This is a genomic window from Acidobacteriota bacterium (genome assembly GCA_009861545.1).
GTDB lineage: Bacteria > Acidobacteriota > Vicinamibacteria > Vicinamibacterales > UBA8438 > WTFV01.
This window is the reverse complement of record VXME01000167.1, coordinates 1-22,870: the sequence shown is the minus strand read 5'-3', so window position 1 is coordinate 22,870 and position 22,870 is coordinate 1. Positions and strand designations below refer to the sequence as shown.

The 22,870-nt window shown below is 70.5% G+C and carries 27 protein-coding genes; 19 read left to right on the top strand and 8 right to left on the bottom strand.

What is annotated here, in order from left to right:
* The first annotated feature begins 69 nt into the window (after nucleotides 1-69).
* Nucleotides 70-537 carry a DUF2746 domain-containing protein gene (locus tag F4X11_26110; protein ID MYN68452.1) on the top strand — a complete coding sequence of 156 codons (468 nt, stop codon included), beginning with the start codon at nucleotides 70-72 and terminating at the stop codon, nucleotides 535-537.
* A gap of 74 nt (nucleotides 538-611) precedes the next feature.
* Here the strand turns inward: F4X11_26110 and F4X11_26105 are convergent, their stop codons facing one another.
* Entirely contained in the window at nucleotides 612-2,516 is a 1,905-nt protein-coding gene (locus F4X11_26105; protein ID MYN68451.1) for an ATP-binding protein, read from the bottom strand.
* Between F4X11_26105 and F4X11_26100 the strand changes: the two genes are divergently transcribed.
* Complete coding sequence (locus F4X11_26100) at nucleotides 2,398-2,781, top strand: type II toxin-antitoxin system VapC family toxin (GenBank protein ID MYN68450.1); 384 nt, start codon at nucleotides 2,398-2,400, stop codon at nucleotides 2,779-2,781. The two genes, F4X11_26105 and F4X11_26100, sit on opposite strands and share 119 nt — an antisense overlap.
* An 86-nt stretch (nucleotides 2,782-2,867) precedes the next feature.
* On the opposite strand, the gene F4X11_26095 is transcribed toward F4X11_26100, so the two are convergent.
* Genes F4X11_26095 through modA form a run of 3 tightly spaced genes read right to left on the bottom strand, consistent with a single transcriptional unit; the run spans nucleotide 2,868 to nucleotide 5,280 of the window.
* Nucleotides 2,868-3,623, bottom strand: coding sequence for an ATP-binding cassette domain-containing protein (locus F4X11_26095; protein MYN68449.1), 756 nt, complete (start codon nucleotides 3,621-3,623; stop codon nucleotides 2,868-2,870).
* The gene (gene modB / locus F4X11_26090; GenBank protein MYN68448.1) at nucleotides 3,620-4,234 is read right to left on the bottom strand and encodes a molybdate ABC transporter permease subunit; all 615 of its coding nucleotides are present in this window, start codon (nucleotides 4,232-4,234) and stop codon (nucleotides 3,620-3,622) included. Before modB ends, F4X11_26095 begins: the two co-directional genes overlap by 4 nt.
* A gap of 38 nt (nucleotides 4,235-4,272) precedes the next feature.
* Nucleotides 4,273-5,280 (bottom strand): molybdate ABC transporter substrate-binding protein, encoded by a 1,008-nt coding sequence (modA, locus tag F4X11_26085; GenBank protein MYN68447.1) that lies wholly within the window; start codon nucleotides 5,278-5,280, stop codon nucleotides 4,273-4,275.
* Between the two features lie 45 nt (nucleotides 5,281-5,325).
* Here modA and F4X11_26080 point away from each other — a divergent pair, with 45 nt between their 5' ends.
* Nucleotides 5,326-5,862 carry a helix-turn-helix domain-containing protein gene (locus tag F4X11_26080; protein ID MYN68446.1) on the top strand — a complete coding sequence of 179 codons (537 nt, stop codon included), beginning with the start codon at nucleotides 5,326-5,328 and terminating at the stop codon, nucleotides 5,860-5,862.
* Nucleotides 5,820-6,236, top strand: coding sequence for a cytochrome c (locus F4X11_26075; GenBank protein MYN68445.1), 417 nt, complete (start codon nucleotides 5,820-5,822; stop codon nucleotides 6,234-6,236). Before F4X11_26080 ends, F4X11_26075 begins: the two co-directional genes overlap by 43 nt.
* A gap of 18 nt (nucleotides 6,237-6,254) precedes the next feature.
* Here the strand turns inward: F4X11_26075 and F4X11_26070 are convergent, their stop codons facing one another.
* Nucleotides 6,255-6,512 (bottom strand): hypothetical protein, encoded by a 258-nt coding sequence (locus tag F4X11_26070; protein ID MYN68444.1) that lies wholly within the window; start codon nucleotides 6,510-6,512, stop codon nucleotides 6,255-6,257.
* Between the two features lie 378 nt (nucleotides 6,513-6,890).
* On the opposite strand from F4X11_26070, the gene F4X11_26065 reads away from it, so the two are divergent.
* The 5 genes from F4X11_26065 (at nucleotide 6,891) to F4X11_26045 (ending at nucleotide 10,733) form a co-directional block, all read left to right on the top strand.
* On the top strand, nucleotides 6,891-7,181 hold the full coding sequence (locus F4X11_26065; GenBank protein MYN68443.1) for a type II toxin-antitoxin system prevent-host-death family antitoxin: 291 nt from the start codon (nucleotides 6,891-6,893) through the stop codon (nucleotides 7,179-7,181).
* A complete protein-coding gene (locus F4X11_26060; GenBank protein ID MYN68442.1) occupies nucleotides 7,178-7,606 on the top strand; it encodes a type II toxin-antitoxin system VapC family toxin in 429 nt (142 codons plus the stop codon). The genes F4X11_26065 and F4X11_26060 overlap by 4 nt, the downstream gene beginning before the upstream one ends.
* A gap of 19 nt (nucleotides 7,607-7,625) precedes the next feature.
* Entirely contained in the window at nucleotides 7,626-8,966 is a 1,341-nt protein-coding gene (locus F4X11_26055) for a PQQ-dependent sugar dehydrogenase (GenBank protein ID MYN68441.1), read from the top strand.
* A 159-nt stretch (nucleotides 8,967-9,125) separates the two neighbouring features.
* Nucleotides 9,126-9,794: a hypothetical protein gene (locus tag F4X11_26050; GenBank protein MYN68440.1), complete on the top strand. Its 669-nt coding sequence runs from the start codon at nucleotides 9,126-9,128 to the stop codon at nucleotides 9,792-9,794.
* A 495-nt stretch (nucleotides 9,795-10,289) separates the two neighbouring features.
* Entirely contained in the window at nucleotides 10,290-10,733 is a 444-nt protein-coding gene (locus F4X11_26045; protein MYN68439.1) for a hypothetical protein, read from the top strand.
* 11 nt (nucleotides 10,734-10,744) lie between these two features.
* On the opposite strand, the gene F4X11_26040 is transcribed toward F4X11_26045, so the two are convergent.
* Both F4X11_26040 and F4X11_26035 read right to left on the bottom strand, forming a co-directional pair.
* Nucleotides 10,745-10,954 carry a hypothetical protein gene (locus F4X11_26040; protein MYN68438.1) on the bottom strand — a complete coding sequence of 70 codons (210 nt, stop codon included), beginning with the start codon at nucleotides 10,952-10,954 and terminating at the stop codon, nucleotides 10,745-10,747.
* 290 nt (nucleotides 10,955-11,244) lie between these two features.
* A complete protein-coding gene (locus tag F4X11_26035; protein MYN68437.1) occupies nucleotides 11,245-12,810 on the bottom strand; it encodes an alkaline phosphatase in 1,566 nt (521 codons plus the stop codon).
* 470 nt (nucleotides 12,811-13,280) lie between these two features.
* Between F4X11_26035 and hisI the strand changes: the two genes are divergently transcribed.
* From hisI to F4X11_25990, 9 genes are read left to right on the top strand one after another with little or no spacing between them, the layout of a single operon-like run.
* The gene (gene hisI, locus F4X11_26030; GenBank protein MYN68436.1) at nucleotides 13,281-13,643 is read left to right on the top strand and encodes a phosphoribosyl-AMP cyclohydrolase; all 363 of its coding nucleotides are present in this window, start codon (nucleotides 13,281-13,283) and stop codon (nucleotides 13,641-13,643) included.
* Entirely contained in the window at nucleotides 13,640-14,521 is an 882-nt protein-coding gene (locus F4X11_26025; GenBank protein ID MYN68435.1) for an ATP phosphoribosyltransferase, read from the top strand. The genes hisI and F4X11_26025 overlap by 4 nt, the downstream gene beginning before the upstream one ends.
* Nucleotides 14,518-15,810: a histidinol dehydrogenase gene (gene hisD, locus F4X11_26020; protein MYN68434.1), complete on the top strand. Its 1,293-nt coding sequence runs from the start codon at nucleotides 14,518-14,520 to the stop codon at nucleotides 15,808-15,810. Before F4X11_26025 ends, hisD begins: the two co-directional genes overlap by 4 nt.
* The gene (gene hisB / locus F4X11_26015; protein ID MYN68433.1) at nucleotides 15,807-16,421 is read left to right on the top strand and encodes an imidazoleglycerol-phosphate dehydratase HisB; all 615 of its coding nucleotides are present in this window, start codon (nucleotides 15,807-15,809) and stop codon (nucleotides 16,419-16,421) included. The genes hisD and hisB overlap by 4 nt, the downstream gene beginning before the upstream one ends.
* A gap of 2 nt (nucleotides 16,422-16,423) precedes the next feature.
* Nucleotides 16,424-17,047: an imidazole glycerol phosphate synthase subunit HisH gene (gene hisH / locus F4X11_26010; GenBank protein ID MYN68432.1), complete on the top strand. Its 624-nt coding sequence runs from the start codon at nucleotides 16,424-16,426 to the stop codon at nucleotides 17,045-17,047.
* The gene (gene hisF / locus F4X11_26005) at nucleotides 17,047-17,841 is read left to right on the top strand and encodes an imidazole glycerol phosphate synthase subunit HisF (GenBank protein MYN68431.1); all 795 of its coding nucleotides are present in this window, start codon (nucleotides 17,047-17,049) and stop codon (nucleotides 17,839-17,841) included. The genes hisH and hisF overlap by 1 nt, the downstream gene beginning before the upstream one ends.
* 28 nt (nucleotides 17,842-17,869) lie before the next feature.
* The gene (locus F4X11_26000) at nucleotides 17,870-18,586 is read left to right on the top strand and encodes a 1-(5-phosphoribosyl)-5-[(5-phosphoribosylamino)methylideneamino] imidazole-4-carboxamide isomerase (GenBank protein MYN68430.1); all 717 of its coding nucleotides are present in this window, start codon (nucleotides 17,870-17,872) and stop codon (nucleotides 18,584-18,586) included.
* 15 nt (nucleotides 18,587-18,601) lie between these two features.
* A complete protein-coding gene (locus F4X11_25995) occupies nucleotides 18,602-19,348 on the top strand; it encodes a methyltransferase domain-containing protein (protein MYN68429.1) in 747 nt (248 codons plus the stop codon).
* Nucleotides 19,349-19,354: 6 nt separating this feature from the next.
* Nucleotides 19,355-20,710, top strand: coding sequence for a hypothetical protein (locus F4X11_25990; protein ID MYN68428.1), 1,356 nt, complete (start codon nucleotides 19,355-19,357; stop codon nucleotides 20,708-20,710).
* Nucleotides 20,711-20,761: 51 nt separating this feature from the next.
* Here F4X11_25990 and F4X11_25985 read toward each other — a convergent pair whose 3' ends face one another.
* The gene (locus tag F4X11_25985; protein MYN68427.1) at nucleotides 20,762-21,481 is read right to left on the bottom strand and encodes a haloacid dehalogenase type II; all 720 of its coding nucleotides are present in this window, start codon (nucleotides 21,479-21,481) and stop codon (nucleotides 20,762-20,764) included.
* Between the two features lie 344 nt (nucleotides 21,482-21,825).
* On the opposite strand from F4X11_25985, the gene F4X11_25980 reads away from it, so the two are divergent.
* The gene (locus F4X11_25980; GenBank protein MYN68426.1) at nucleotides 21,826-22,818 is read left to right on the top strand and encodes a hypothetical protein; all 993 of its coding nucleotides are present in this window, start codon (nucleotides 21,826-21,828) and stop codon (nucleotides 22,816-22,818) included.
* Nucleotides 22,819-22,870 lie beyond the last annotated feature (52 nt).

Sequence of the window (22,870 nt, the reverse complement as noted above, 5' to 3'; positions counted from 1 at the left end):
TGGACCGGGGAACCCCGCGGTCCGCGAACGTGCAAGCCACCCGACCGCGATACGATAGGAGGCAGCTTCATGAGTCCCGAGTTCATCGCAATCCTGAGCATCGGCGCAACGCTCGCCGGCACGCAACTGGCCGCCGTCCTGTGGCTCGCCGGCTACGTTCAATCTCAGGCCAACGCCGTCCGAGCCGAGATGCGGAGTGAGATGGGCGGCGTGCGAACCGAGCTCACCAACGAAGCCCGTAGCCTGCGCGAAGAGATCGGCGGCGTCCGGACCGAGGTTATCGACGGAATCCGTAGTGTCCGAACCGAGATCGGCAGTGTCCGAACCGAGATCGGCAGTGTCCGAACCGAGATCGGCAATGTCCGGACCGAGATCAATACGCGCACGGACGAGCTCCGCACCGAGATCACGGGTGTCCGTGGCGAGATAGGTTGTGTTCGCGGCGAAACGGCAGACCTGCGCGAGAGAATGGCGAGGGTCGAAGGCCTGCTCGAAGGGCTGCGCGATACGATCGGCAACCAGCGCGACATCCGCTGACCTTCCGGTCGTGACGCCCTTGGTGACGCAGGCCTGCACCAACCGCTCGGTTTGGCCGCCCGACGGCGCCGGATTCACCGCAGCACGTCGAAGATCGTCCGCGCATCCACCACGTGCACGCCGCTCTCGACGGCCGGTCCGGTTGTCCCCAGCGGCGCGAACGCCACGGCGACGATCTCCAGGTCGCCGACGCCCGCGGTCGCCGGCACACGCGGATGGAACCGCAGCGACGCCGGCGACACCGGCCGCGACGTCGACTTCGCCTCCCCGATGAGCAGGCGCCGGCCGTCGACCGAGCGCGCCACGACGTCGTGCTCCGGCTCGTTGCGCCGCCAGTAGCGTTGCGCTGGCTCCCAGGGACCGAGATCGGCAAGGAGCGACGCGGAACGGTGCAGGAACGGGACCGCCATGCGGCAGAGCTCCTCCCAGGCCTGTGCCTCGAGCGCTGAACGGTGGCGGCGCCAGTACGCCAGCCGCGTCTCGCGCGGCGCCTGCGCGAGGACCGTCCGCGCGGGGGCGACGGCCCGGAACCACATCCGCAGAAACGGGTCGTCGATCCGATACAGGCTCCGTTTGCCGGCGCGGGGATCGCTGCCGAACGGCGTCTCCCGGCGCACCAGGCCCATCTCGGTGAGCGCCGCCAGCGGCCGCGCCAGACTGGAGGCCGGACAGCCGAGACGACCCGCTATCTCGCTGACCCGATGCGCGCCGGCGCCGATCACGTCCAGCAGCGGGCGGAGTGCCGTGGCCGGCGGCACCTCCTCCAGGAGCAGCCGGTCCGGCTCCAGGTGCAACGGGCCGGCCGGGTCGAGCACCAGCGTGTCGACGGCGCGCTCGAGGTCGAGTCCGAACGGCTCGGCGAGCTCCCAGTAGCGCGGCATCCCGCCCCAGGCGGCGTAGAGTGCCAGCAGGTCGCGCCCTCCGGCGCCCGAGAACACGTCGGCGAGGTATCCCGGTCGCAACGGGCGCACGGCGAAGGCCTCTCGCGCGCGGCCGTAGAGCGGCGCCCCGGCGGAGAGAATCGCGCCGTGCATCATGCGTTGGCTCGAACCGCTCACCACCAGGGTCGGGCGTCCCGGCGTCGTGTCGACCCACCCCTGCAGGACGCCGGCCAGGGTCGGATCCGCCGCCAGCAGGTAGGGCAACTCGTCCAGCACGAACGGTCCGCGCCAACCGGTGGCTTTCGCATCGGTGACGAGCCGCGACAGGAAGGAGCGCCAGTCCGGATACTCCACGTCGGCGAATCCCGGAAACCGGTGCTCGACCGCGGCGGCCAGGTAGCGCCGCTGCACTGCCGGAGCGGACGCATCGGCCGCCGCGTACAGGCCGCCATGACGCTGCGACCACTCGATGAGCAGACGCGTCTTGCCCACCCGGCGACGCCCCCAGATGACGGCGAAGGCGCCCGGCTGGACCAGCGCGGCGTCGAGCCGGCGCATCTCGTCGGCGCGGTCGATGAAGCGCACGACATTATTATGTAGCAAGACATTATTCGTATACACATAAAAATTCTGTTCCGAAGGGTGCCGTCGCTGCTTCGAATGGAAGCGGAACCCGATGCACTGGCCCCGACACGCGAGAATACCCGGGTATGGGCATACCATGGTAGTATCGAGTCGTGAAGGTGGACAAGATGAGCGTCTCGTTCGAGGCCACGCTTGGAGACGAGATTCGGCGGGCCGCTCGGGAGGGTGGCGTCGGGCTCTCGTCGTGGCTGGCGGAGGCCGCCGCCAGGAAGCTCCGTGCCGACGCGCTGCGTGAGTTCCTCGACGAATGGGAAGCCGAATTCGGCGCAGTAACTCCCGAAGAGCTGGCCCAGGCGGAGGCCGATCTCGGCTTGGGCACCGGAGAGCCGGACGCATGAGCGCGCTGGTGCTCGACGCCGGTGCGTTCTTGGCGGTGGAACGCAACGACCGAACGATAGTTGCCCGTTTGCGGGCAGCTCGGAAGCAGCATGTCGACTTGCGGACGACCGCCATCGTGCTCGGCCAGGTCTGGCGGGACCCCCAAGGACGCCAAACCCGCCTCGCGCGCCTGTTGCGCGCGGTGGATGTCCGTCCCGTGGACGAGCAGATGGGCCGTCGGGCAGGCGTCCTGCTGGCCCGCGCTGGAACCAGCGACCCGATCGACGCAACCGTCGTGCTCGTCGCCGAGAGCGGCGACCGAATCCTCACGAGCGATCCATCCGACATCCAGCACCTGGTGGCCGCTTCCGGCACGCGCGTCGCCACCATTTCGTGCTGAGTCCGCTTCCGGCACGCGCGTCGCCACCATTTCGTGCCGACAATTCGTGCCGCGTCCGCCACGCGATCGTTCGCTGCCCGCGAGAGTCACCGGCCTCCGGCATCCCCGAGCACGTCGGCGGGGGCGCCGGATCGGATGGCGCGGCCGGCCTCCAGCACGATTGCCCAGTCGGCGACCCGCCGCACCTCGTCGGCCACGTGCGAGACGTAGATCATCGGGGTGTCGAGCTCGTCGCGCACCCGCTCCAGGTAGGGAAGGATCCGGTCGCGCAGGCCGAGATCGAGCGCCGCGAGCGGCTCGTCCAGCAGCAGCAGGTCGGGCTCGGTCATCAGGGCCCGCGCCAGGGCGACGCGCTGCCGCTCCCCGCCGGAGAGGCCGTCCACCGCGCGCGACAGCAGCGTGTCGATCTCCAGCAGCTCCAGCACCGACGCGTGCGCACCCCCGTGATCCGGGACGCCGGCATCGGCGCCTCCGTCCCGGGCGCTCGCTGACCGCAGGCTGCCCTCCGCCGCCCGGCCGCGGGCGCCGTACAGCACGTTGCGCCGGACGTCGAGATGCGGAAACAGCGCCAGGTCCTGCGGCACGTAGCCGACCTGCCGTTCATACACCGGCACGTCGACGCCGCGCCGGGAATCGAACAGCACGTGCCGGCCGATCCGGATCACGCCCTCGTCGGGCCGGCGCAGGCCGGCGACGGCGTCCAGCGTGGTGGTCTTGCCGGACCCGGACGGCCCGAACAGCGCGACGGTGCGCGCCGCGATGGTCTCGCGCAGATCGAGCGTGAACGCGCCCGCGCGAAGCCGGACGTCGATGACGACCGACGCCTCGCCGCCGCCGCTCACGTCGCGGTCCCGAGCCGGTTCGAGAGATAGACGGCCGCGAAGCCGATGGTCACCGCCGCGGCGATCAGCGTCATCGCCGCCGCGTCGCGGCCGAGCTCGGCGTTGCGGTAGATGGCGACCGACAGCGTCCGCGCGCCGGGCAGCGCCCCGGCCAGCATGATCGTGGCGCCGAACTCGCCGATGGCGCGGGAGAAGCCGAGCACGGTGCCGGCCAGCAGCCCGCGACGCGCGAGCGGGAGGCTGATCGTCCAGAAGACGCGCCACGGTCGGGCGCCGAGGGTGGCGGCGACCGCCTCGTAGCGCCGATCCGCCTGTTCGAAGCCGGCCCGCGTCGCCCGGACGAGCAGCGGGAGTCCCATGACCGCCATCGCGACCACCACCGCCTTCCAGGTGAAGACGATGTCGACGCCGAGCGGCTCGAGCAACGCCCCGAGCGGCCCGCGGCGGCCGAACAGCTTCAACAGGATCAGGCCGGTCGCCACCGGGGGAACGACGAGCGGCAGCGAGACCAGGGTCTCCAGGACCGTCCGGCCGGGAAACTCGCGCCGCGCGAGCAGCCACGCGATGGCGACGCCCGGCGGCAGCATGACGAGGGTGGCGACCGCCGCCATCAGCACCGTGAATCCGGTGACCTCGACCAGCTCCCCCGTCACCGCGGGATCTCCGTCGAATCAGGCGTCTCCTCGCCGGCCTCCGGCAGGCCGATGAAGCCGGCCGCGTCGAACTGGCGCCGGGCCGCGGCACTCTGCAGGTAGGTGAGAAAACGCGCCGCCGCCGCCGGGCTGGGCGCGTCGACGGCGACCGCGGCAGGATAGACGACACGCGGACCCCCCTCGACCGGTACCGCGAACGCAACCGCCGCGCCGCCCGCCGCACGGACGTCCGTACGGTAGACGATGCCCGCCTCCACCGTCCCCGCCTCCACCGCGCGCAGGGCCGCCCGCACGCTGCCGGCCGGCACGATGCGTCCGGCCAACCGATCCCACAACCCCTGCGACTCGAGATAGCGCCGGGCGTAGACCCCGGCCGGCACCGCTTCCGGGTCGCCGAGCGCGATCCGCCGGATCGACGGGTGCGCCAGATCCGCCGGCGCTGCCACGGTGCCCGTCCGGTCGGACGGCACGACGACGACGAGCTGGTTGGAGAGCAGGTCCACGCGCCGCGCCGCGTCGATGCGTCCCGCCGCCGCCGCACGCTCCATCTGCAGCACGTCGGCGCTGATGAAGACGTCGACCGGGGCGCCTTCGATGATCTGCGACGCCAGCATCTGCGATCCGGCGACGTTCAGCAGGATGCGGACGCCCTGCTCCTGCTCGTACCGGTCCGCGACGGCGCCGATCGCCTCGGAGAGGCTGGCCGCGGCCGACACGAGCAGCGTGGGCACGTCTGCCCCGCGGGCGTCGCCGCCGGCGGCCGGGCCGCAGCCGGCCAACGCCGCGAGCGCCCCGGCCAGGACCAGGCCCGGGATCGGTATCACCGCAGGGGTGGGCCGGCATCGGCCGGCGACCCGGACCCGCACCGCGTGGAGCATCGAAACGACGTGCACGGCGCCTCCAGAGATCCGGTTCCCCGACATGCTCGGCCGGTACGACACGCCGCAGGCGATCCACTCCCAGAAACGCGGACCAGGACGACGCGCCGGACGATCTAATATCATTCCAGGTGATTTGACAAACGACTTCTACCTTTTTCTGCATTCATCATGGCAATCCTGACCGTACGGGAAGCGGCAACCCGCCTCGGGGTCGGCTACTCCACCCTCAAGCAGTGGATCTACAAGGGAAGCGTCCGGACCTCGCGGACCGACGGTGGCCACTACCGCATCGCGGACGACGAGATCGACCGGCTGCTCGCGTCCCGCGGGCCGCTGCCGCCGAGCGGGCGGCGCTCGCGCGGCGGTGTCCTGGTGTCACTGAGCGGCCGGAACCGTCTGCGCGGCATCGTCGAGGAAGTGCGGCGCGAAGGTCTGCTGGCCCAGGTCCGGCTCCGCATCGGCGATCAGCAGCTCACGGCGGTCATCACCCGCGACGCGGTCGACGAGCTGGGACTGCGGCGCGGCGACGAGGCGACGGCGATCGTCAAGGCCACCGAGGTGATGATCGGCCGGGAGGATGCCCGCGACACCCGTGCCGACCGGGTGCGCAAGAAGATCGCGGCACTGGATCTCTCGGAAGCCGACGTCGCGGACGCTGTGGCATGGGCGCGACGGAAGGGCTGGCAGGCGCGGCCGATGCCCTGATCATCTCGGCAACCGCCGCTGCCGCCACGGCCCAGGCCCAGGCTCAGGCGGATGTCGACGGAGAACTCATCTACCGGCAGCAGCGCGCCCGCTGTCATGAGGACGGCACCGGCCGCATGGCCTCCTCCGAGGAGCTACGCGAGCGCACCGCCGATCAGATCTTCGGATCCCTCAACTTCGGCCTCATGCAACGACAGGGGATGGAACTGAGAGACGACGAGCGGCGCGCGGTGGCGATGTATCTCTCGGGCGGCGCCATCGGCGACCCGCCCATTGGGCAGACCCCGCAGAGCGCTTGGTGCGCCGCCGACCCCGGCGCCGCGCCGGGCGACCCGCTGGCCGGGTCTAGTGACACTCTGCACCCCTTGAGCTAGAGCTCGGCGCTCTCCTCTTCACCCATGCCCCAAGCCGCGGCGGATCTCGCGGATGTCGTCGCGGATCGTCTTGACCCATTCGACATCGCCCGTAAGCAGTTTCTTCACGTCGCCGCGAAGCTCCGCATGCGCCGCGTCGTTGTTCTTCAGTTCACGGCGCAGGAACCAGGCGATGACGCCGAGCAGGGCTGCGATGATGCCGAGCGTCCACGACACCGCGGAAGACAGCTCTATGGTGATGGGCGCGGCCTGAGCCGCGAGGTGCAGGTCGAACATCGTCAGGTTTCCCGATCACGACAGGACCGACGCGGTCCCGTAGCGTCGATCATAACGGAGTGCCAACAGCGGGCGCCAACGAGTCCGGCCCGGCGCGGAATCCGGCCGCGCGTCGATCCGCGGATCGCGGAGCAATCGGCGCATCCATGCGCCGTTCCACTACTGCACATACTGCACAAGCGGCCTGAGCGAGATCGAGTGACACCGCGAACGGAGAACTGGTGTGGTACGCCCCGCCGGTACAGGACACCTGCGGCGCGCGCGCGGGCTGCCACACCGCGCAGCCGGGCGCGGTGAGCGACATTCCGGGCGTCGTCTTCGCAACCAGGCAAAAACGGAACTGCGCGCATTGTAGCCGCAAGGGGCTACAATGAGCATATGATCACGGTCGGCGTTCGGGAGCTGAAGAACCGCCTCAGCGAGCATCTGCGGATGGTACGCCGCGGCGAGGAGATACTGGTCACGCATCGCGGCGAAGTCGTGGCCGAGTTGCGTCAGCCGTCCAGCGTGCCGGCGGCCGCCGCGTATCCGGGACTCGTACGACACGCGCGGGCCGGCAAGGCGCGCATCGGCGGACCGAACCGGCGCGACCTGTATCCGTACCAGGAACCGTTTCTGCCTCCCGGCTCCGCGCGGCGACTGTTGGATGAGGAACGGGGCGACCGGTGAGCGTCTACGCCGAGTCGAGCGCCGTCCTGGCCTGGTTGCTGGGCGAGGACCAGGGACGCAGGACGGAGCAGGAACTGGCCGCCGCGGACCTGGTAGTCACATCCGACCTGACGCTGATCGAGTGTGACCGTGTTCTCGGTCGATCCGCCGCGCTCGGAGAACGGAACGCGGCTGAGGCCGCCAAGCGCCGCGCGACGCTTGGCGCGGCGTCCGAGCACTGGGTCGTGCTTGCCATCGACAGCGAGGTCGTGGCGCGGTCGCGGCAGGCTTTCCCGCGCGAGCCGGTCCGGTCGCTCGACGCCATTCACCTGTCCACGGCGCTGTTGGCCCGCAACCTGGTCGCGGAGCTGCAGGTCCTGTCGCTCGACGGACGCGTACGAGAGAACGCGGCGGCGCTCGGATTCGACATTGCGCCGGCCGACTGAAGCCGGCGGGAGAACGACCATGAATCGACCTGTCGCCGTGCTCCTTTTCTCGATGGCGTTCGTGATGCTTGCGACGGCCGCGCCCGGCGCCCGGCAACCCGCCGCGCCAACCACCGAAGCGGCACGGGCCGCAACGGAGCCCGCCGAGCAGCAGCCCACGGAGCAGGCCGACGGACAGGAGCCCGCCGAGCAGCAGCCGGAGCCGGAACCTTTCGCGGCCGACGGGATTCCCCCGGTACCGCTGCCCGACGAACCGGTCGTCTACGACACCGCCCAGCGCCAGCGAATCCGCGTCTCGGTGGTCACGGACGGGCTGACCTACCCGTGGGGGTTTGCCTTTCTCCCGGATGGCAGCATCCTGGTCACCGAGCGCCTCGGTACGCTGCGGCGGATCCGCGACGGCGTCCTCGAACCGGCCCCGATCGCGGGCGTCCCCGAAGTCTCGCTCCAAGGGCAGCTCGAAGGCCTGATGGACGTCGCCGTGCACCCCGACTTCTCCCGGAACCGGCTGGTGTATCTCACCTACTCGAAGCCGGCCGCGGACGGCTCGACGGTGGCGCTGGCCCGCGGCCGCTTCGAGGGCGCGGCGCTATCCGAGGTCCGCGACGTGTTCGTCGCCGACGCGGAGATGAACGGCGGCGCGTCGCGGGTGGCCTTCGCACCGGACGGGACGCTCTACATGTCGTTGGGCGGCGCCTTCGGCGGGCGCCGGCCGCTCGCGCAGGACCCGGCGAGCCACGTCGGCAAGATACTGCGCCTGCGGGACGACGGCACGCCGCCGGACGACAACCCGTTCATCGGCCGCGACGACGCCCGGCCCGAGGTGTTCTCGCTCGGCCACCGCAACCCGATGGGGCTGGCGATTCACCCCGAGACGGGGGAAGCCTGGGCGAGCGAGCACGCGCCGATGGGCGGCGACGAGGTCAACCGCGTTCTGCCCGGCCGCAACTACGGCTGGCCGGTCGTGTCCTACTCGCGCGAGTACTACGGGCCGCGCGTGTCGGAGCGGCCCTGGCAGGAGGACATGGAGCAGCCCGAGATCGTCTGGATCCCCTCCATCGCTCCCTCCGGACTGGTGTTCTACACCGGGGACCGGTTCCCGGCCTGGCGCGGGGATCTGTTCGCCGGGTCGCTCATGACCGGCCGCGTCGACCGCACCGGCCATCTCGAGCGGATCGAGCTCAACCGGCAGGGTTTGGAGGAACGGCGGGAATGGCTGCTGGCCGACCTGCGACAACGCATCCGCGACGTCGACCAGGGCCCCGACGGCCTGCTGTACGTGCTGACCGGAGGCAGCTTCCTCGGCCGCGACCCGGAGCGCGGAGCCGCCGCCCTGCTGCGCATCGAGCCGGTCGACTGACCGCCGACCCGGACGGCGGGCCAGTCGCTCAGCTTGGTATCCTTGAGTACGCGATCTCCGTCGAACACGACGTGATCTACGACCCGGAATTGACGGACACTCGGAGCGACCCATATCATTCGCGCGAACGAGCCGACGGTTGAGACGCGCGCGACGACAATGCCCTTCATACCCAAGGACGAGCGGCCGTCGCTTGCCCTCATCGCCGGGCTCGAGGACGAGCAGGCTGCGGAGCTCTCCGGCGCCCTGAGCGCCGCCTCGGATGAACTCGGCGGTGACGAGCTCGTTCAGCAGGTGGTCAACGGAACGCCATCCATCGACGCCGATGATGTCAAGAAGATTCTGGAGGCGGTTCGTCAGATCGCCAGCGCCGGGGAGGTCCTGGAGATCCAGCCGGACGTCTTCCTGAGCGATATCGCAAAAGGGATGGGTGATATCGAAGAGCATGAACTCCGACTCGACGAGACAGGACAACGCCGGCTGCGGGAGCGTCTTGCTGCGCTGACTGAATGTCCGGCAGTGGAGATTCATGCGAAGGCCCGGTCCCTGCGGCAGGATCGGGAGAACACCTATTGCACGGCTCGTATCGTCACCGACCTTCGACCGATATTCGGTTCAGATGTGCGCCAGTCGCCGAAGGCGGTTCTTGTAGCACATATGCTGCGGATCACTTATCACCACGGCAGTCGGGGCAAGTTGCGGGACATGTTCCTGACCCTGCGGACAGAGGATCTGGACAAGCTCGGCGAACTCATCGAGCGGGCGCGGTCGAAGGCTGAGTCACTCCATGCGTTCACGGCGGCGGCCGACCTTCGGGAGATCGACTGAGGAGGCCGAGTGTCAATGCCATACGTTGCCGAGCAATGCGACCACGGACTGCGCAGGTGGCTTCCACGTACCGACGCAGCCTCGGATCTTGCACGCAACTACACAATCATGCTGCGGAGTCGGACACATGACGCCGCGGCCGGCAATGCGTACATCAACGAAGCGGCTCTCCTTACGCCAAGAGCAGATCAACGGACAAACTTGAGACAGCGATTCGACAGGTATGCCGACGAATGGCGAGCGCAGACGGCGCACACATCGGTACTGGCGCGGCGGATAATGCATCCAAGCTATCAGAAAATCATAGGGCTTGGGCGTAAGGCTCTTCCATTGATTCTCGATCGACTTTCGTCCCAGCCAGATCACTGGTTCTGGGCGCTGCGGTCCATTTCCGACGAGGATCCGGTCAGGCCGGAGGATGTCGGGAGATTCGACGCGATGCGGGACGCCTGGATCGAATGGGGTCGAGATCGCGGTCTTCTTCGATAGACCGGGATGCCGAACGACCTGAGGGCCTGGTTCCCCAAGCTCGACGCGCAGAATCATCGCATAACCAGCGACGAAACACCGCGCTACAATTGTGTCGCGTGGGCGGCCAACGATTCGAGCCGGTGGTGGGATCATGCTCCCGGATACTACTGGCCCGACGGGTTGCCACGGGATGAGTCAGTCGACGCATACGTGGGCTTGTTTCGAAGACTGGGATTCGAGTTGTGCGACAACCCGGAGCATGAACCCGGTTTCGAGAAGATTGCCGTGTACGGCAAGGCCGGCAAGTTCAGCCATGTGGCTCGACTGCTGGAATCGGGCAATTGGACGAGCAAGCTGGGTACGCTCGAGGACATTGAGCACGATGACCTCGACTCGCTGACCGAGGACGTGGACAATTCGTACGGACAGCCTCTTGTGTTTCTCCGAAGGGCGAAGGCCCAGCCCTGAGCCGGCGGAGCTCATCGAGGCGTGCCGGCCAGCGCCTCGAGGGCGCGCACCACGCTGGCGAGATTGTTCATCATCCAGGCCAGCACGGCGGTGAGGACCGCGAGAAACGCGCCAGCCGCGTACATCCTGTGGCTCAACGTATCGAGCTTCTTCGCCTGGTCCCTGGACTGCGCCGTCAGGGTCTCGACGCTCTGCTTCAGCCCGCCTATCGATTCGCGCATACCGCCGATCGACTGAAGCACAAACTGTGCCGGTCCGGACGCAATCGAATGGAGTTCACCGTCCGACTGCGACGAGTGCGGACGCGCATCGGTACCGGGAACCGCTTCGGAGGATGACATGGTACAAACCAAGTGCAAGAGCCGTGCCCGCGGCCGGCCTACTGCCCGTCGTCCTCCGCCTGCCGCACGGCCTCCGTTGTAGACGCTCGGCGTCATCGGCGGCCCGGAGTTGAACCCCATCAGGCAGCGCTCGGAGAGCCCGCGGTCCTCGACGCGGAACGAAAACCGACTCAGAGCCGCTGCGCGCCCGGCCGCCCGTCCTCTACCAGGAACGACGCGCGCGTGGAGATCGGGCTGCCGGTCCGCGTCACGTACTCCAGAACCTGGTAATCCGCCCGGCACCGCTCAGGCGTGAGATCGCAGCGCACGTAGCCGCGCTGTCCGTTGTAGAACCGGATCCACGGGTTCTCGGCGAGCAGCGCGGCGGTGGTGTCGAGCGTATCGGCGCCGTCGCCGCTGGAGCTGATCGACGTGCCGACGAACTCGGTGCCGACCACCGGAGCCGCGGGATCGCCGTAGTCCACCTTCAGATCGGTGACCCAGTTGCTGTGGATGTCGCCGGTCAGGACGACCGGATTGGAAGGCTGCCGCGTCCCCAGGAACTCCATCAGCCGGCGGCGCGCCACCTCGTAGCCGGCCCAGACGTCCATGGAGTACGACTCGCCGTCGCCCGGCGTGTAGTCGACGCGCGCCATCATGATCTGCTGGGGAATGACGTTCCAGCGGACCGTCGAGCGGTCGAGCCCGTCCATGAGCCAGCGCTCCTGCGTCTCGCCGAGCAGCGTCGCCGCCGGATCGTAGATGCCGTCGCAGGCGACGCCGCGCCGGTCGCCGCAGGGCTGGTCGGTGCGGTACTGGCGCGTGTCGAGCACGTGGAACGAGGCGAGGTCGCCCCAGTTGAAGGCCCGGTAGAGCTGCAGGTCGGGACCGGTCGGCAGCGACGCCCGCCGGAGCGGCATGTGCTCGTAGTAGGCCTGGTAGGCCGCGGCGCGCCGCCGGAGCAACAGCTCGGCCGGCAGCCCCTCTTCCTCCGAGATGTCGTTCGCGTAGTTGTTGTCCACCTCGTGGTCGTCCCACGTCACCACCCACGGGAACGCCGCGTGCGCCGCCTGCAGGTCGGGATCGCTGCGGTAGAGGGCGTACCGGTTGCGATAGTCGTCGAGCAGCTCGATCTCGTCGCCCGTGTGCATTCGCACGCGCCCTTCGCGCCCCTCGTACTCGTAGATGTAGTCGCCGAGGTGGAAGACGAGATCGAGATCGTCCTCGACCATGTGGCGGTACGCGGTGTAGTACCCCTGCTCGTAGTGCTGGCACGAGGCGAACGCGAACCGGAGCCTGTCGGCCGGCGCGCCCGGGGCCGGGAGCGTGCGGGTGCGGCCGACGGTGCTCTCGTCGACGCCGGTGCGGAACCGGTACCAGTACCAGCGTCCCGGCTCCAGCCCGTCCACCTCGACGTGGACGCTGTGCCCGAGCGCGGCGCTGGCCAGGGTCGTGCCGCGCTGGACGACATCGGCCATCCGCTCGTCCCGTGCCACCTCCCAGACCACTTCCACATCCTCCGGCGGCATCCCGCCGCCCTGGAGGGGCTCGAGGGCCAGGCGCGTCCACAGCACGACGCCGTCGGGCGACGGGTCGCCGGACGCCACGCCGAGCGGAAAGACCGACGGCTGGAAGAGAGAGCGGCCCGAGGCGCGGTGGGCGGCGCCGAGGCCAAGCAGGGCCAGACCGCCGGTCAGCAGATCGCGGCGATCCAACCGACGCTGGAACAACGAATCGAAACGGACATGATTGGTCATCGCCTGTCCCCTGTCATGGACGATCCAGAACGCCGCGCACGGTGAACGCGGCCACCGTCTCCGCTCGCGCACCTCCGGATGCGCTCAGCGTAGGCTCCAATCGTCTCACACTTGCACCGGCGACGTTAACTTCCCGCGAAATCTGTCGCAACGGGGGGCTGCGGCGCGATCGCAGCCGGTGCGCGAGGCGGAACGCCCGGCGCACCGGCCCGCCGGTTGACGGGATTCGCGCGGCTGGGGTATCGTTTGTTCGCCATGCGACTGGGCGTCCATCATGCGCACCATCATCACCATACCCGCCGGGGCGGGCCTGTGGGATTGCGCGTGACGTAGTCGGAACGGAGACGCTCACGCACCACGAGGCCTCGCCGAGCAAGCGGCGAGGCTTTTTTTGTGCGCGAAAAGGCGGATGCCGGGCAGTGCGGCGGAAAAGCGCGGCTCGGACGAGCCGCGTGGGGAGTGCGACGGGAATGCAGATCGATTTTTCGAAGCTCAACGGGTTGATCCCGGCGGTGGTGCAGGACGACGACAGCAACGAGGTGCTGATGGTCGGGTTCATGAACGAGGAAGCGCTCGCGCGCACCCGTGCGTCGGGGTTCGCGACCTTCTTCAGCCGAACCCGCAACACGATGTGGATGAAGGGCGAGACGTCGGGCAACCTGCTGAAGGTGCGGCGCCTGCTGATCGACTGCGACGTCGACACCGTGCTCGTGCGCGTGGAACGGCTGGGCGACGGGAACGTCTGCCACACCGGCGAGCGCACCTGCTTCTTCACGACGCTCGACGAGATGGCGCCGGAGGCGGACCGGCAGCTCGTGGAACAGGCGCGATGACGCTCCGTCTGGGCATCCCGAAGGGCTCCCTGCAGGAGTCCACGGTGCAGCTCTTCGCGCGCGCGGGTTTCAACATCTACGTCAGCTCCCGCTCCTACTACCCGACGATCGACGATCCGGAGATCGAGTGCACGCTGATCCGGGCGCAGGAGATGGCGCGCTACGTCGCCGACGAGGCGGTCGACGCGGGACTGACCGGCATCGACTGGATCGCCGAGCACCAGACGGCCACCGGCGAGGAAGTGGTCAGCGTCACCGACCTGGTCTATTCCAAGCAGAGCTTCCGCAAGGTGCGCTGGGTGCTGGCCGTGCCGGAAGAGTCGAAGTACCGGTCGCCGCGGGATCTGGAGGGCGCGCGGATCTCGACCGAGCTGGTGCGCGTGACCGAGGCCTACTTCGCGCGGCTGGGCGTCAACGTCCACGTCGAGTTCTCGTGGGGCGCCACCGAGGTGAAGCCGCCCGACCTGGCCGACGCGATCGTCGAGGCGACCGAGACCGGCTCGACGCTCCGCGCCAACCACCTGCGCATCATCGACACGGTGCTCGAATCGAATCCGCAGCTCATCGCCAACCGGCGGGCCCTCGACGACGACGCCAAGCGGACGAAGATCGAGAACATCGCGCTGCTGCTGCGGGCGGCGATGGAGGCGCAGGGACGGGTCGGACTGATGTTGAACGTGCAGCGCACGGACCTGAACGGCATCCTCGCGCTGCTGCCCGCCCTGCAGCGCCCGACCGTGTCGCCGTTGGCGGACGACGGCTGGGTCGCCGTATCCACCGTGCTCGAGGAGCGCGACGTCCGCGAGCTCATGCCGCGCCTGCGGTCGGCCGGCGGACACGGGATCGTCGAGTATCCCCTGAACAAGATCGTCCTATGAGGATCATCGCGTCGTCGCAGGCGCGGGCGGTGCGGGCGCTGGTGGAGCGCGGGCGGACGCCCGACCCCGACGTCGCCGGCCGGGTGGCGGAGATCGTCGACGACGTGCGGCGGCGCGGCGACCGGGCCGTGCTGAAGTACGCCCGCGCGTTCGACCGCCTGCGGGGCGCCGTCGAGATCGAGGCGGACGAGATCCGGCGGGGCGCGCAGGAGACGCCGCCCGCGGTGCGCGCGGCGATCAGGACCGCGGCGCGGCACATCCGGCGCGTGTCGGCAAAGCAGGTCCCCCGGGGCTGGCGGGAGACGGTGGCGCCCGGCGTGGTGGTCGAGCAGCGCGTGACGCCGCTCGACCGCGTCGGCTGCTACGTGCCGGGCGGACGCCACCCGCTGCCGTCGTCGCTGCTGATGACCGCGCTCCCGGCGCGGGCGGCCGGCGTGCCGGAGGTGATCGCGACCTGCCCGAACCCCGCGCCGGCCGTGCTCGCGGCGGCGGTCGAAGCGAAGGTCTCGCGCCTGTTCCGCATCGGCGGGGCGCACGCCATCGCCGCGTTCGCCTACGGCACGGCGACCATTCCGCGCGTCGACCGGATCGTCGGCCCGGGCAACGCCTACGTCGCCGCCGCCAAGGCGCAGGTGGCGCGCGACTGCCCCATCGATTTCTACGCCGGACCGACCGAGATCGTCGTCGTCTCGAGCGACGGCAACCCGGAGTGGATCGCCGCGGACCTGGTGGCGCAGGCCGAGCACGATCCGGACGCCCGGGCGATCCTGCTGACGCCGGAACGGTCGCTGGCGCGGGCGGTGGCCGCCGCCGTAGCCGCGCAGATCGAAGAGCATCCGGGGGCGGCGCCGTCGATAGCGGCCCACGGCGTCGCGGTGGTGACGACCACCCTGGACGAGGCGGTCGATCTGGCGAACGCCATCGCCCCCGAGCACGCGGTGACCGACACGCTGGCCGTGGCCCGCCGCGTGGTCCGGGCCGGCACGGTCTTCGTCGGGCCCTTCGGCGCCCAGGCGGCCGGCGACTACGCCACCGGGTCGAACCACGTGCTGCCGACCGACGGCGCGGCGCAAGTCCGCGGGGGCCTGAGCGCGGCCGACTTCGTGCGCGTGAACAGCGTGCAGCGGCTGACCCGGCAGGGCCTGCGCGGCCTGGCGCCGAGCGTGATCTCACTGGCCAACGCGGAGGGGCTCCACGCCCACGCCGCGTCGGTGGCGCGGCGGGTGCTGCCGCCGCCCCGCGGCAGACGATCCAGACCCGAGACCGGCGGCCGGGAGGAGGGCGGTTGAGCACGAACGACACGGCGCCCGACCCGCGGGAGGCGACGATCAACCGCGAGACGACCGAGACGCAGATCGCGCTGCAGATCGCGCTGGACGGCCGCGGGCGGTACACGGTCAGCACGGGCATCCGCTTCTTCGACCACATGCTCGAGCTGCTCGCCCGGCACGGGGCGTTCGACCTGACGCTGCGGGCGACCGGCGACCTCGACGTCGACCAGCACCACACGGTCGAGGACGTCGGCATCGCCCTCGGGCAGGCGGTGACGCAGGCGCTCGGATCGAAACGGGGGATCAACCGGGCGGGGTACTTCGTCATGCCGATGGACGAGACGCTCGGGGTGGCGGCCGTCGATCTGAGCGGACGCGTGCACGCCGTGACCGACCTGAATCTGGCCGTCGAGCGCGTGGGCGACCTGCAGGCCGAGCTGGTCCACGACTTCTTCGACGGCTTCGCCCAGGGGGCGCGCGCCAACGTGCACGTGAAGGTGCTGTACGGCCGGTCGAGCCATCACCAGATAGAGGCGCTCTTCAAGGCGTTCGCGCGGGCGCTGCGAGTGGCCTGCTCGCGCGACCGGCAGCTCGGCGAGATGCTGCCGAGCACGAAGGAGCTGCTGTGAGCATTGCGTTGATCGACTACGACGCCGGCAACCTCACCTCGGTGCGCAAGGCGCTCACCCACCTCGGCGCGCGTTTCGAGACGCCGGCCGGACCGGGCGCGCTGGCCGCGGCCAGCGCGGTGATCGTCCCCGGCGTGGGCAACTTCGAGGTGACGGCCGCCCTCGACGCCGACTGGCGGCGCGCCATCGCCGGCGTGCTCGAGCGCGGCGGCCTGCTGCTGGGCATCTGCGTCGGCCTGCAGTGGCTCTTCGAAGGCAGCGAGGAAGCGCCCGGCGTGCCCGGCTTCGGCGCGCTGCCGGGACGCTGCCGGCTCATCGAGCATCCCGACCCGGCCGGCCCCGCCGACGGCGCCCTCTTCAAGGTGCCGCACGTGGGCTGGAACAGCCTGCACCGGACCCGCGACTCCTGGGTGCTCGACGGCGTGGAGGAGGGCGACCAGGTGTACTTCACGCACTCGTACGCCGCTCCCGTGGGCCCCGAGTGCATCGGCTCGACCACCTACGGCATCGAGTTCGCCAGCGTCGTCGAGCGCGAGCGGCTGGTCGGCATGCAGTTCCACCCGGAGAAGTCGGGCGACGTCGGGCTGCGTCTGTTCAAGAACGTCCTCGATCGGATGGCCGCCTGATGCTGTCGAAGCGCATCATCGCCTGCCTGGACGTGCGCGAAGGGCAGGTCGTCAAGGGCATCAACTTCGAAGGGCTGCGCTCGGCCGGCGATCCGGCCGCGCTGTCCCGGCGCTACAATCGCGAGGGCATCGACGAGGTGGTGATCCTCGACGTCACCGCCACCATCGAGAAGCGCAAGGCGATGGCGCGGACGATCCACGCGGTGGCGCAGGAGATCTTCCTGCCGCTGTGCGTCGGGGGCGGGATCAACGACGAGGCGCACGCCGACGCCGCCATCGAGGCGGGAGCCGACAAGGTCAGCCTGAACACCGCCGCCATCGCGAGGCCGGCGCTGCTGACCGCTCTCGCCCGCCGCTACGGCAGCCAGGCGGTGATCGTTGCCATCGACGCCAAGCGGGAAGGCGGCGGGTTCCGGATCTACGTGCGCAGCGGGCGGCAGGCGACCGAACGCGATGCGGTGGAATGGGCGCGGGAGGCGGCCGACCGGGGCGCCGGCGAGATCCTCCTGACCTCGATAGACCGCGACGGCACGAAGAGCGGCTTCGACTGCGAGCTGACCGCGGCGGTCTCCGAGGCGGTCTCCATCCCGGTCATCGCGTCGGGCGGCGCCGGCACTTTCGATCACTTCGTCGACGTGTTCACGGCGGGGAAGGCGGACGCGGCGCTCGCGGCGTCCATCTTCCACTACGCCGAGCACGCGGTGGCCGACCTGAAGCAGCACCTCCACGAGCGCGACATCCCGGTGCGAATGGGCCACTGGGCGCGCACCGGCGGTGCCGAGCCCTCCGCTTGAGAAGAATTGCGCCGGGAGCGAGGCAACCGTGCTGATTCCATCGATAGATCTCAAGGGCGGACAGGTCGTGCAGCTCGTCCAGGGCGAGCGGCCGGCCATCGCCTCGGACGACGTCGACGGCTGGGTGCGGAAGTTCCAGGACTTCCCGCGCGTGCAAGTCATCGACCTGGACGCCGCGATGGGCTCCGGCACGAACGACACGCTGGTGCAGTCGATCGCGCCGCGGCTCACGTGCCGCGTCGGGGGGGGGATCCGCACGGTCGAGCGCGCCCGCGCGGTGCTCGGCTACGGCGCAAGTGCGGTCATCGTCGGCTCGTCGCTGTTCCGCGACGGCCGGCCCGACCTCGACTTCGCCGCGTCGCTGGCCGCGGCGGTCGGCCCCGAGCGGGTCATCGCTGCCGTGGACAGCAAGGGCGGGCGGGTCGTCGTCAAGGGCTGGCGGGAGGCCACGCCGCTCACCGCGGTCGAGGCGGTCCGCGCGCTCGAGCCGTGGTGCGGCGAGTTCCTCTACACGCACGTGGACCGGGAAGGGCTGATGCAGGGGACCGACATGGATGCCATCCTGGCCGTGCGAGACGCGACGGCGCGCCGCCTGACGGCGGCGGGGGGCATCACCACCCCGGACGAGATCGACCGGCTCGACGGGGAAGGCATCGACGCCGTGGTCGGCATGGCCATCTACACCGGCCGGATCGACGCCACCCGCTATATCGCGATCGGATCGAACACGCCGAATGCCCGGTAGTCGCGAGCAGCATCAATGCAGGTCTGGGAGCCCGGTCGGTACGCCACGCACGCGCGGTTCGTCTCCGACCTCGGGGCGCCGGTGGTGGAGTTGCTCGACCCGCGGCCGGGCGAGCGCGTGCTCGATGTCGGCTGCGGCGACGGCGCGCTGACGGAGAAGCTGGTCGAGGCCGGCTGCCGCGTCGTGGCCATCGACGCCAGCCCGGAGCAGGTGAGGGCGGCGCGGGAGCGCGGGCTCGACGCGCGCGTGGCCGACGTTGCCGCCCTGGACTTCGATGGGGAGTTCGACGCGGTGTTCAGCAACGCGGTGCTGCACTGGATCCGGGATCCCGACGCGGCGCTGGCGGCCATCCACCGGGCCCTCGCTCCGGGCGGCCGGCTCGTGGCGGAGCTCGGCGGCCACGGTTGCGTCGCGTCGATCCGCGCCGCCTTCGGCGACGTCCTCGCGAAGCGCGGGCTCGACGCGGAGCGCCTGAATCCGTGGTACTTCCCGACCGTGGAGGCGTATCGCGAGCGCCTGCACGCCAACGGCTTCGAGGTCGACTCCATCCGCCTGTTTCCGCGGCCGACGCCGCTGCCGTCCGACGTGACCGACTGGCTGGAGACCTTCGCCCAGCCCTTCCTGGCCGGCGTCCCCGACAGCGACCGGCCGGCCGTGCTGCGCGAGATGCGCGAACGGCTCGAGCCGGTGCTCCGCACGGCCGACGGCGGCTGGACCGCCGACTACGTCCGGCTCCGTTTCGCGGCCACCCGGCGAACGTAGAGGAACATGCCGGCCACACCGTCCGCACCCGCCGGGACGACGCCGCCGCACTCCTGGGTCTGGGGACTCGCCCGGCTGGCCGTGCATGCCTATTACCGCGTCGACCGCATCGGCGGCGTCCTGCCGGGAGGCGCCCTGTTGCTGGTGGCCAACCATCCCAACACCCTCATCGATCCGGCGGTCATCCAGACGACGGCGGGACGGCGCGTCCGCTTCCTCGCCAAGTCCACGCTGTTCGCGTGGCATCCGCTGAGCCCGCTGATCCGCCGCTCGGGCGCGATTCCGGTCTACCGGAAGATGGATCCGGGCGTGGACACCTCCCGCAACGTGGAGATGTTCTCGGCAGTCGCGGCGGCGCTGGCGGCAGGCGAGGCGATCTGCCTGTTCCCGGAGGGCACCAGCCACGCGCACGGCCGGCTCGAGCCGCTGCGGACGGGGGCCGCGCGCATGGTGCTCAACAGTGGCGCGGCGGGGCACCCGGTGACCATCGTGCCGGTCGGGCTCAACTTCGACGCGCTGGCGCGGTTCCGTTCCCGTACTTCGGTTGTCTTCGGGCGCCCGGTGGACTACGCGGACCTGGCCGAGAGCTACGCGCACGACGAGGCCGCCGCGGTGCGGAGCCTCACCGACCGGATCGAGTTGCGCCTGAAGCACCTGATGGTCGAGGCGGAGCCCCGGCACGACCTGCCGATCGTCGAGCGCATCGACCGCCTCTACGCCGCCGCCCGCGACGCGTCGCGCGACGCGCGGGAGCGGCTCGGCCGCCGCCGCCTCATCGCCGAGGGGATGGCCAGGCTGCGCGAGCAGGATCCGGCGCGCCTGGCCGAGCTGACGCGGTTGGTCGAGGAGCACCTGGCCGGCCTGGCCCGGTTCGGACTCCGCGAGCGCGATCTCGATCAGCGGATTCCGGCCGCCGATGTGATCCGCTTCGCGCTGCGGGAAGGGCTCCTGGCGCTGGTCCTCGGTCCGCTGGCGCTCGCGAGCATCGTCGTGTTCGCGGCGCCGTACTGGCTCACCGACCGCATCGGCAGATGGGCGCCCAACCTGCAGAGCCGGGCGGTGTGGCAGATCATCGGCGGGGGCCTGCTCCACGGAGCCTGGATCGCGACGATCGCCTCGCTGGCCGGCGCCCGGGCCGGGACCGCGACGGGCGTAGCCACCGGCTTCGGACTCGTAGCCCTGGCCGTCCTCGGCACGCTGGCCGTCGAGCGGGAATCGGCCGTCTGGCGCACCACCCGCGCCTTCCTCACGCTGCGCCGGATGCCGCTGCGCGCCCGCGGCGCGCTACGCCGACGGCGCGCGGCGCTCGCCAACGTGCTCGACGACGTGCGCGCCTGGGTCGAGCGCACGACGCGTTACTGACGGACCGCCCCGAACCGCGACTCGGCGACGGTCCGCCTGCACGCGAGGCTCTCAGAGCCCGAGCTGGGCCGCCATGTCGTTGAAGTCGGTGGCCACCAGGTCGAAATCGGGGTCGGGCGTCAGATCCCGCTCCACGTTCGGCCCGAACTCCGTCGGGCGCGGCACGTAGCCCGTACGGAACCCGATCCGGGCCGACGCCCGCAGGTCGCCCTTGTGCGCCGCGACCATCATCACCTGCTGCGGGTCGAGACCCAGCAGGTCGGCAGCCGTCAGGTAGGCCTCCGGGTCGGGCTTGTAGTGGCGCGCGAGCTCGGCCGACAGCACCGCGTCCCACGGGATCCCGGCGTTCTTCGCCATGTTGACGAGCAGCGCCACGTTCCCGTTCGACAGCGACGCCAGCACGTACCGCTCGCGCAACCGCGTGAGCCCCTCGACGGTGTCGGGCCACGGCGTGAGGCGGTGCCAGGCGCGGTTCAGGTGGTCCAGCTCGTCCTCGGTGAGGCTCTCGAGGCCGTACTTCGGCACGAGCTCGTCGAGGATCATCCGATGCAGATCGTCGATCTTGGTCCAGCCCAGCTCGCCGCGGCGCACCCGTCCCATCGCCGGGCCGTAGCCCGCCCGCCAGTCGTCGGCGAACGCGGCCCAGTCCGCCTCGATGCCCTTCGCGCGTCCCACCGCCTCACCCTCGCCGGTGATGCTGGTGCGCCAGTCGACCACCGTGCCGAAAACGTCGAAGGTCATCGCCCGAACCCCGCGCACGCGGTCGCTCAACTCCTGGCCCGCCGGCGGGAAGGCGAACGCGGCGGTGCGGGTGAAGGCCGCGGCCACGAGGGCCCCCGATCCGCTCGCCAGAAACTCTCGTCGTCTCATCGCCCGGTCCACAGCTTGCATCGAACTCCTCCTGCTTCCGGTCGTTCCCGGCCCGGTTCGACAATCGGCGCCGAACGCGGCCACCAGGTCGCGCTGGCGGCCTCCGATTGCCGCCCAACCCGCCTGAGCATAGTCTACGCCGTCTACGGGGCAGACTGCCGGCGTCCCCGCACCGGCCCTGTCCGTGTCGAATGCGGCCGTGCTTCGGATAGAATCGTCGTCGACTCGAAATGATGCATCCGCCAGTGGACCGAAACTCGGAGATGCGTCCGTTGCCGCGCGACGGCGATTCGGCGTCGCGGCTCGAGGCCGGCGACGCCCCTACCCTCGCCGCTCTCTACGACCGCCATGCCGACGCGATCTACTCGCTGGCGATGCGGATCACGGGTGAGCCGGCCGACGCGGAAGCGATCGTACTCGGGGTCTTCACCGCCGCCTGGTCGCAGGCCGCACATCATCCGGGCAGGCAGGCCCCGGGCCCCCACCGGGTGCTCGCGGCGGCGCGCATCCGCGCCATCGATCACGTGCGGGCGATCAGCGCGACCGGTCAGGCGTCGCCGTCGGCCGCCAAGGCCGCCGGGGGCGACGCGCCTCCCTCGAACGGGGAGGCGGCCGTCGCCCGGCCGGGCGACGTCGCGACACTGCAAGTGCCCGATCCGGCCCAGGGCCCGCGCACCGACGACCGCCTGTCGGAGGAGGCTCCACGGTTGCGCGCGGCGTTCCGCGGACTGCCGCCCCTGGAACGGCTCGCCCTCGAGCTCGCGTACTTCGAAGGCCTGACCATCTCGCAGATCGCGGTCGGGCTCGAGGAAGCCGCCGAGACAGCCAATGCGCGCATCCGGACCGGGCTCGAGCGTCTTGCCGGCCGCGCCCCCGCGGGGCCGCGCACGAGCGAGCCGCGGCCCGACATGCCTCCGACCCGCAATCTGGCCGGCCTCTATGCGCTCGGGGCACTGAACGCGAGCGAGCGGGCGGCGTTCGAGGCCCATCTCGAGGTGCACCGCGAGTCCGTGGACGAGGTGCTGTCGCTGCTGCCCGTCGCGCGGGGACTCGCCCTGGCCGTGTCACCGCACGCGGCGCCGGCCGAACTGCGCGCAAGGGTCATCGAGAGCGTGACCGGCGCGCGGCTTCCGGATCCCGCGGATGACGGCGGCAGGTCCGAACCGGTCGACGCGGGTGGCAGCGCCGGGCCCGCCGATGAGGTCGGCGGCGCCGCACCCGCTGCCGGCGCCGGCTAACGCCCACCGCTCCTCGAGACGACTCCCCCGGCGCCGACGCCCCCCCTGGCGC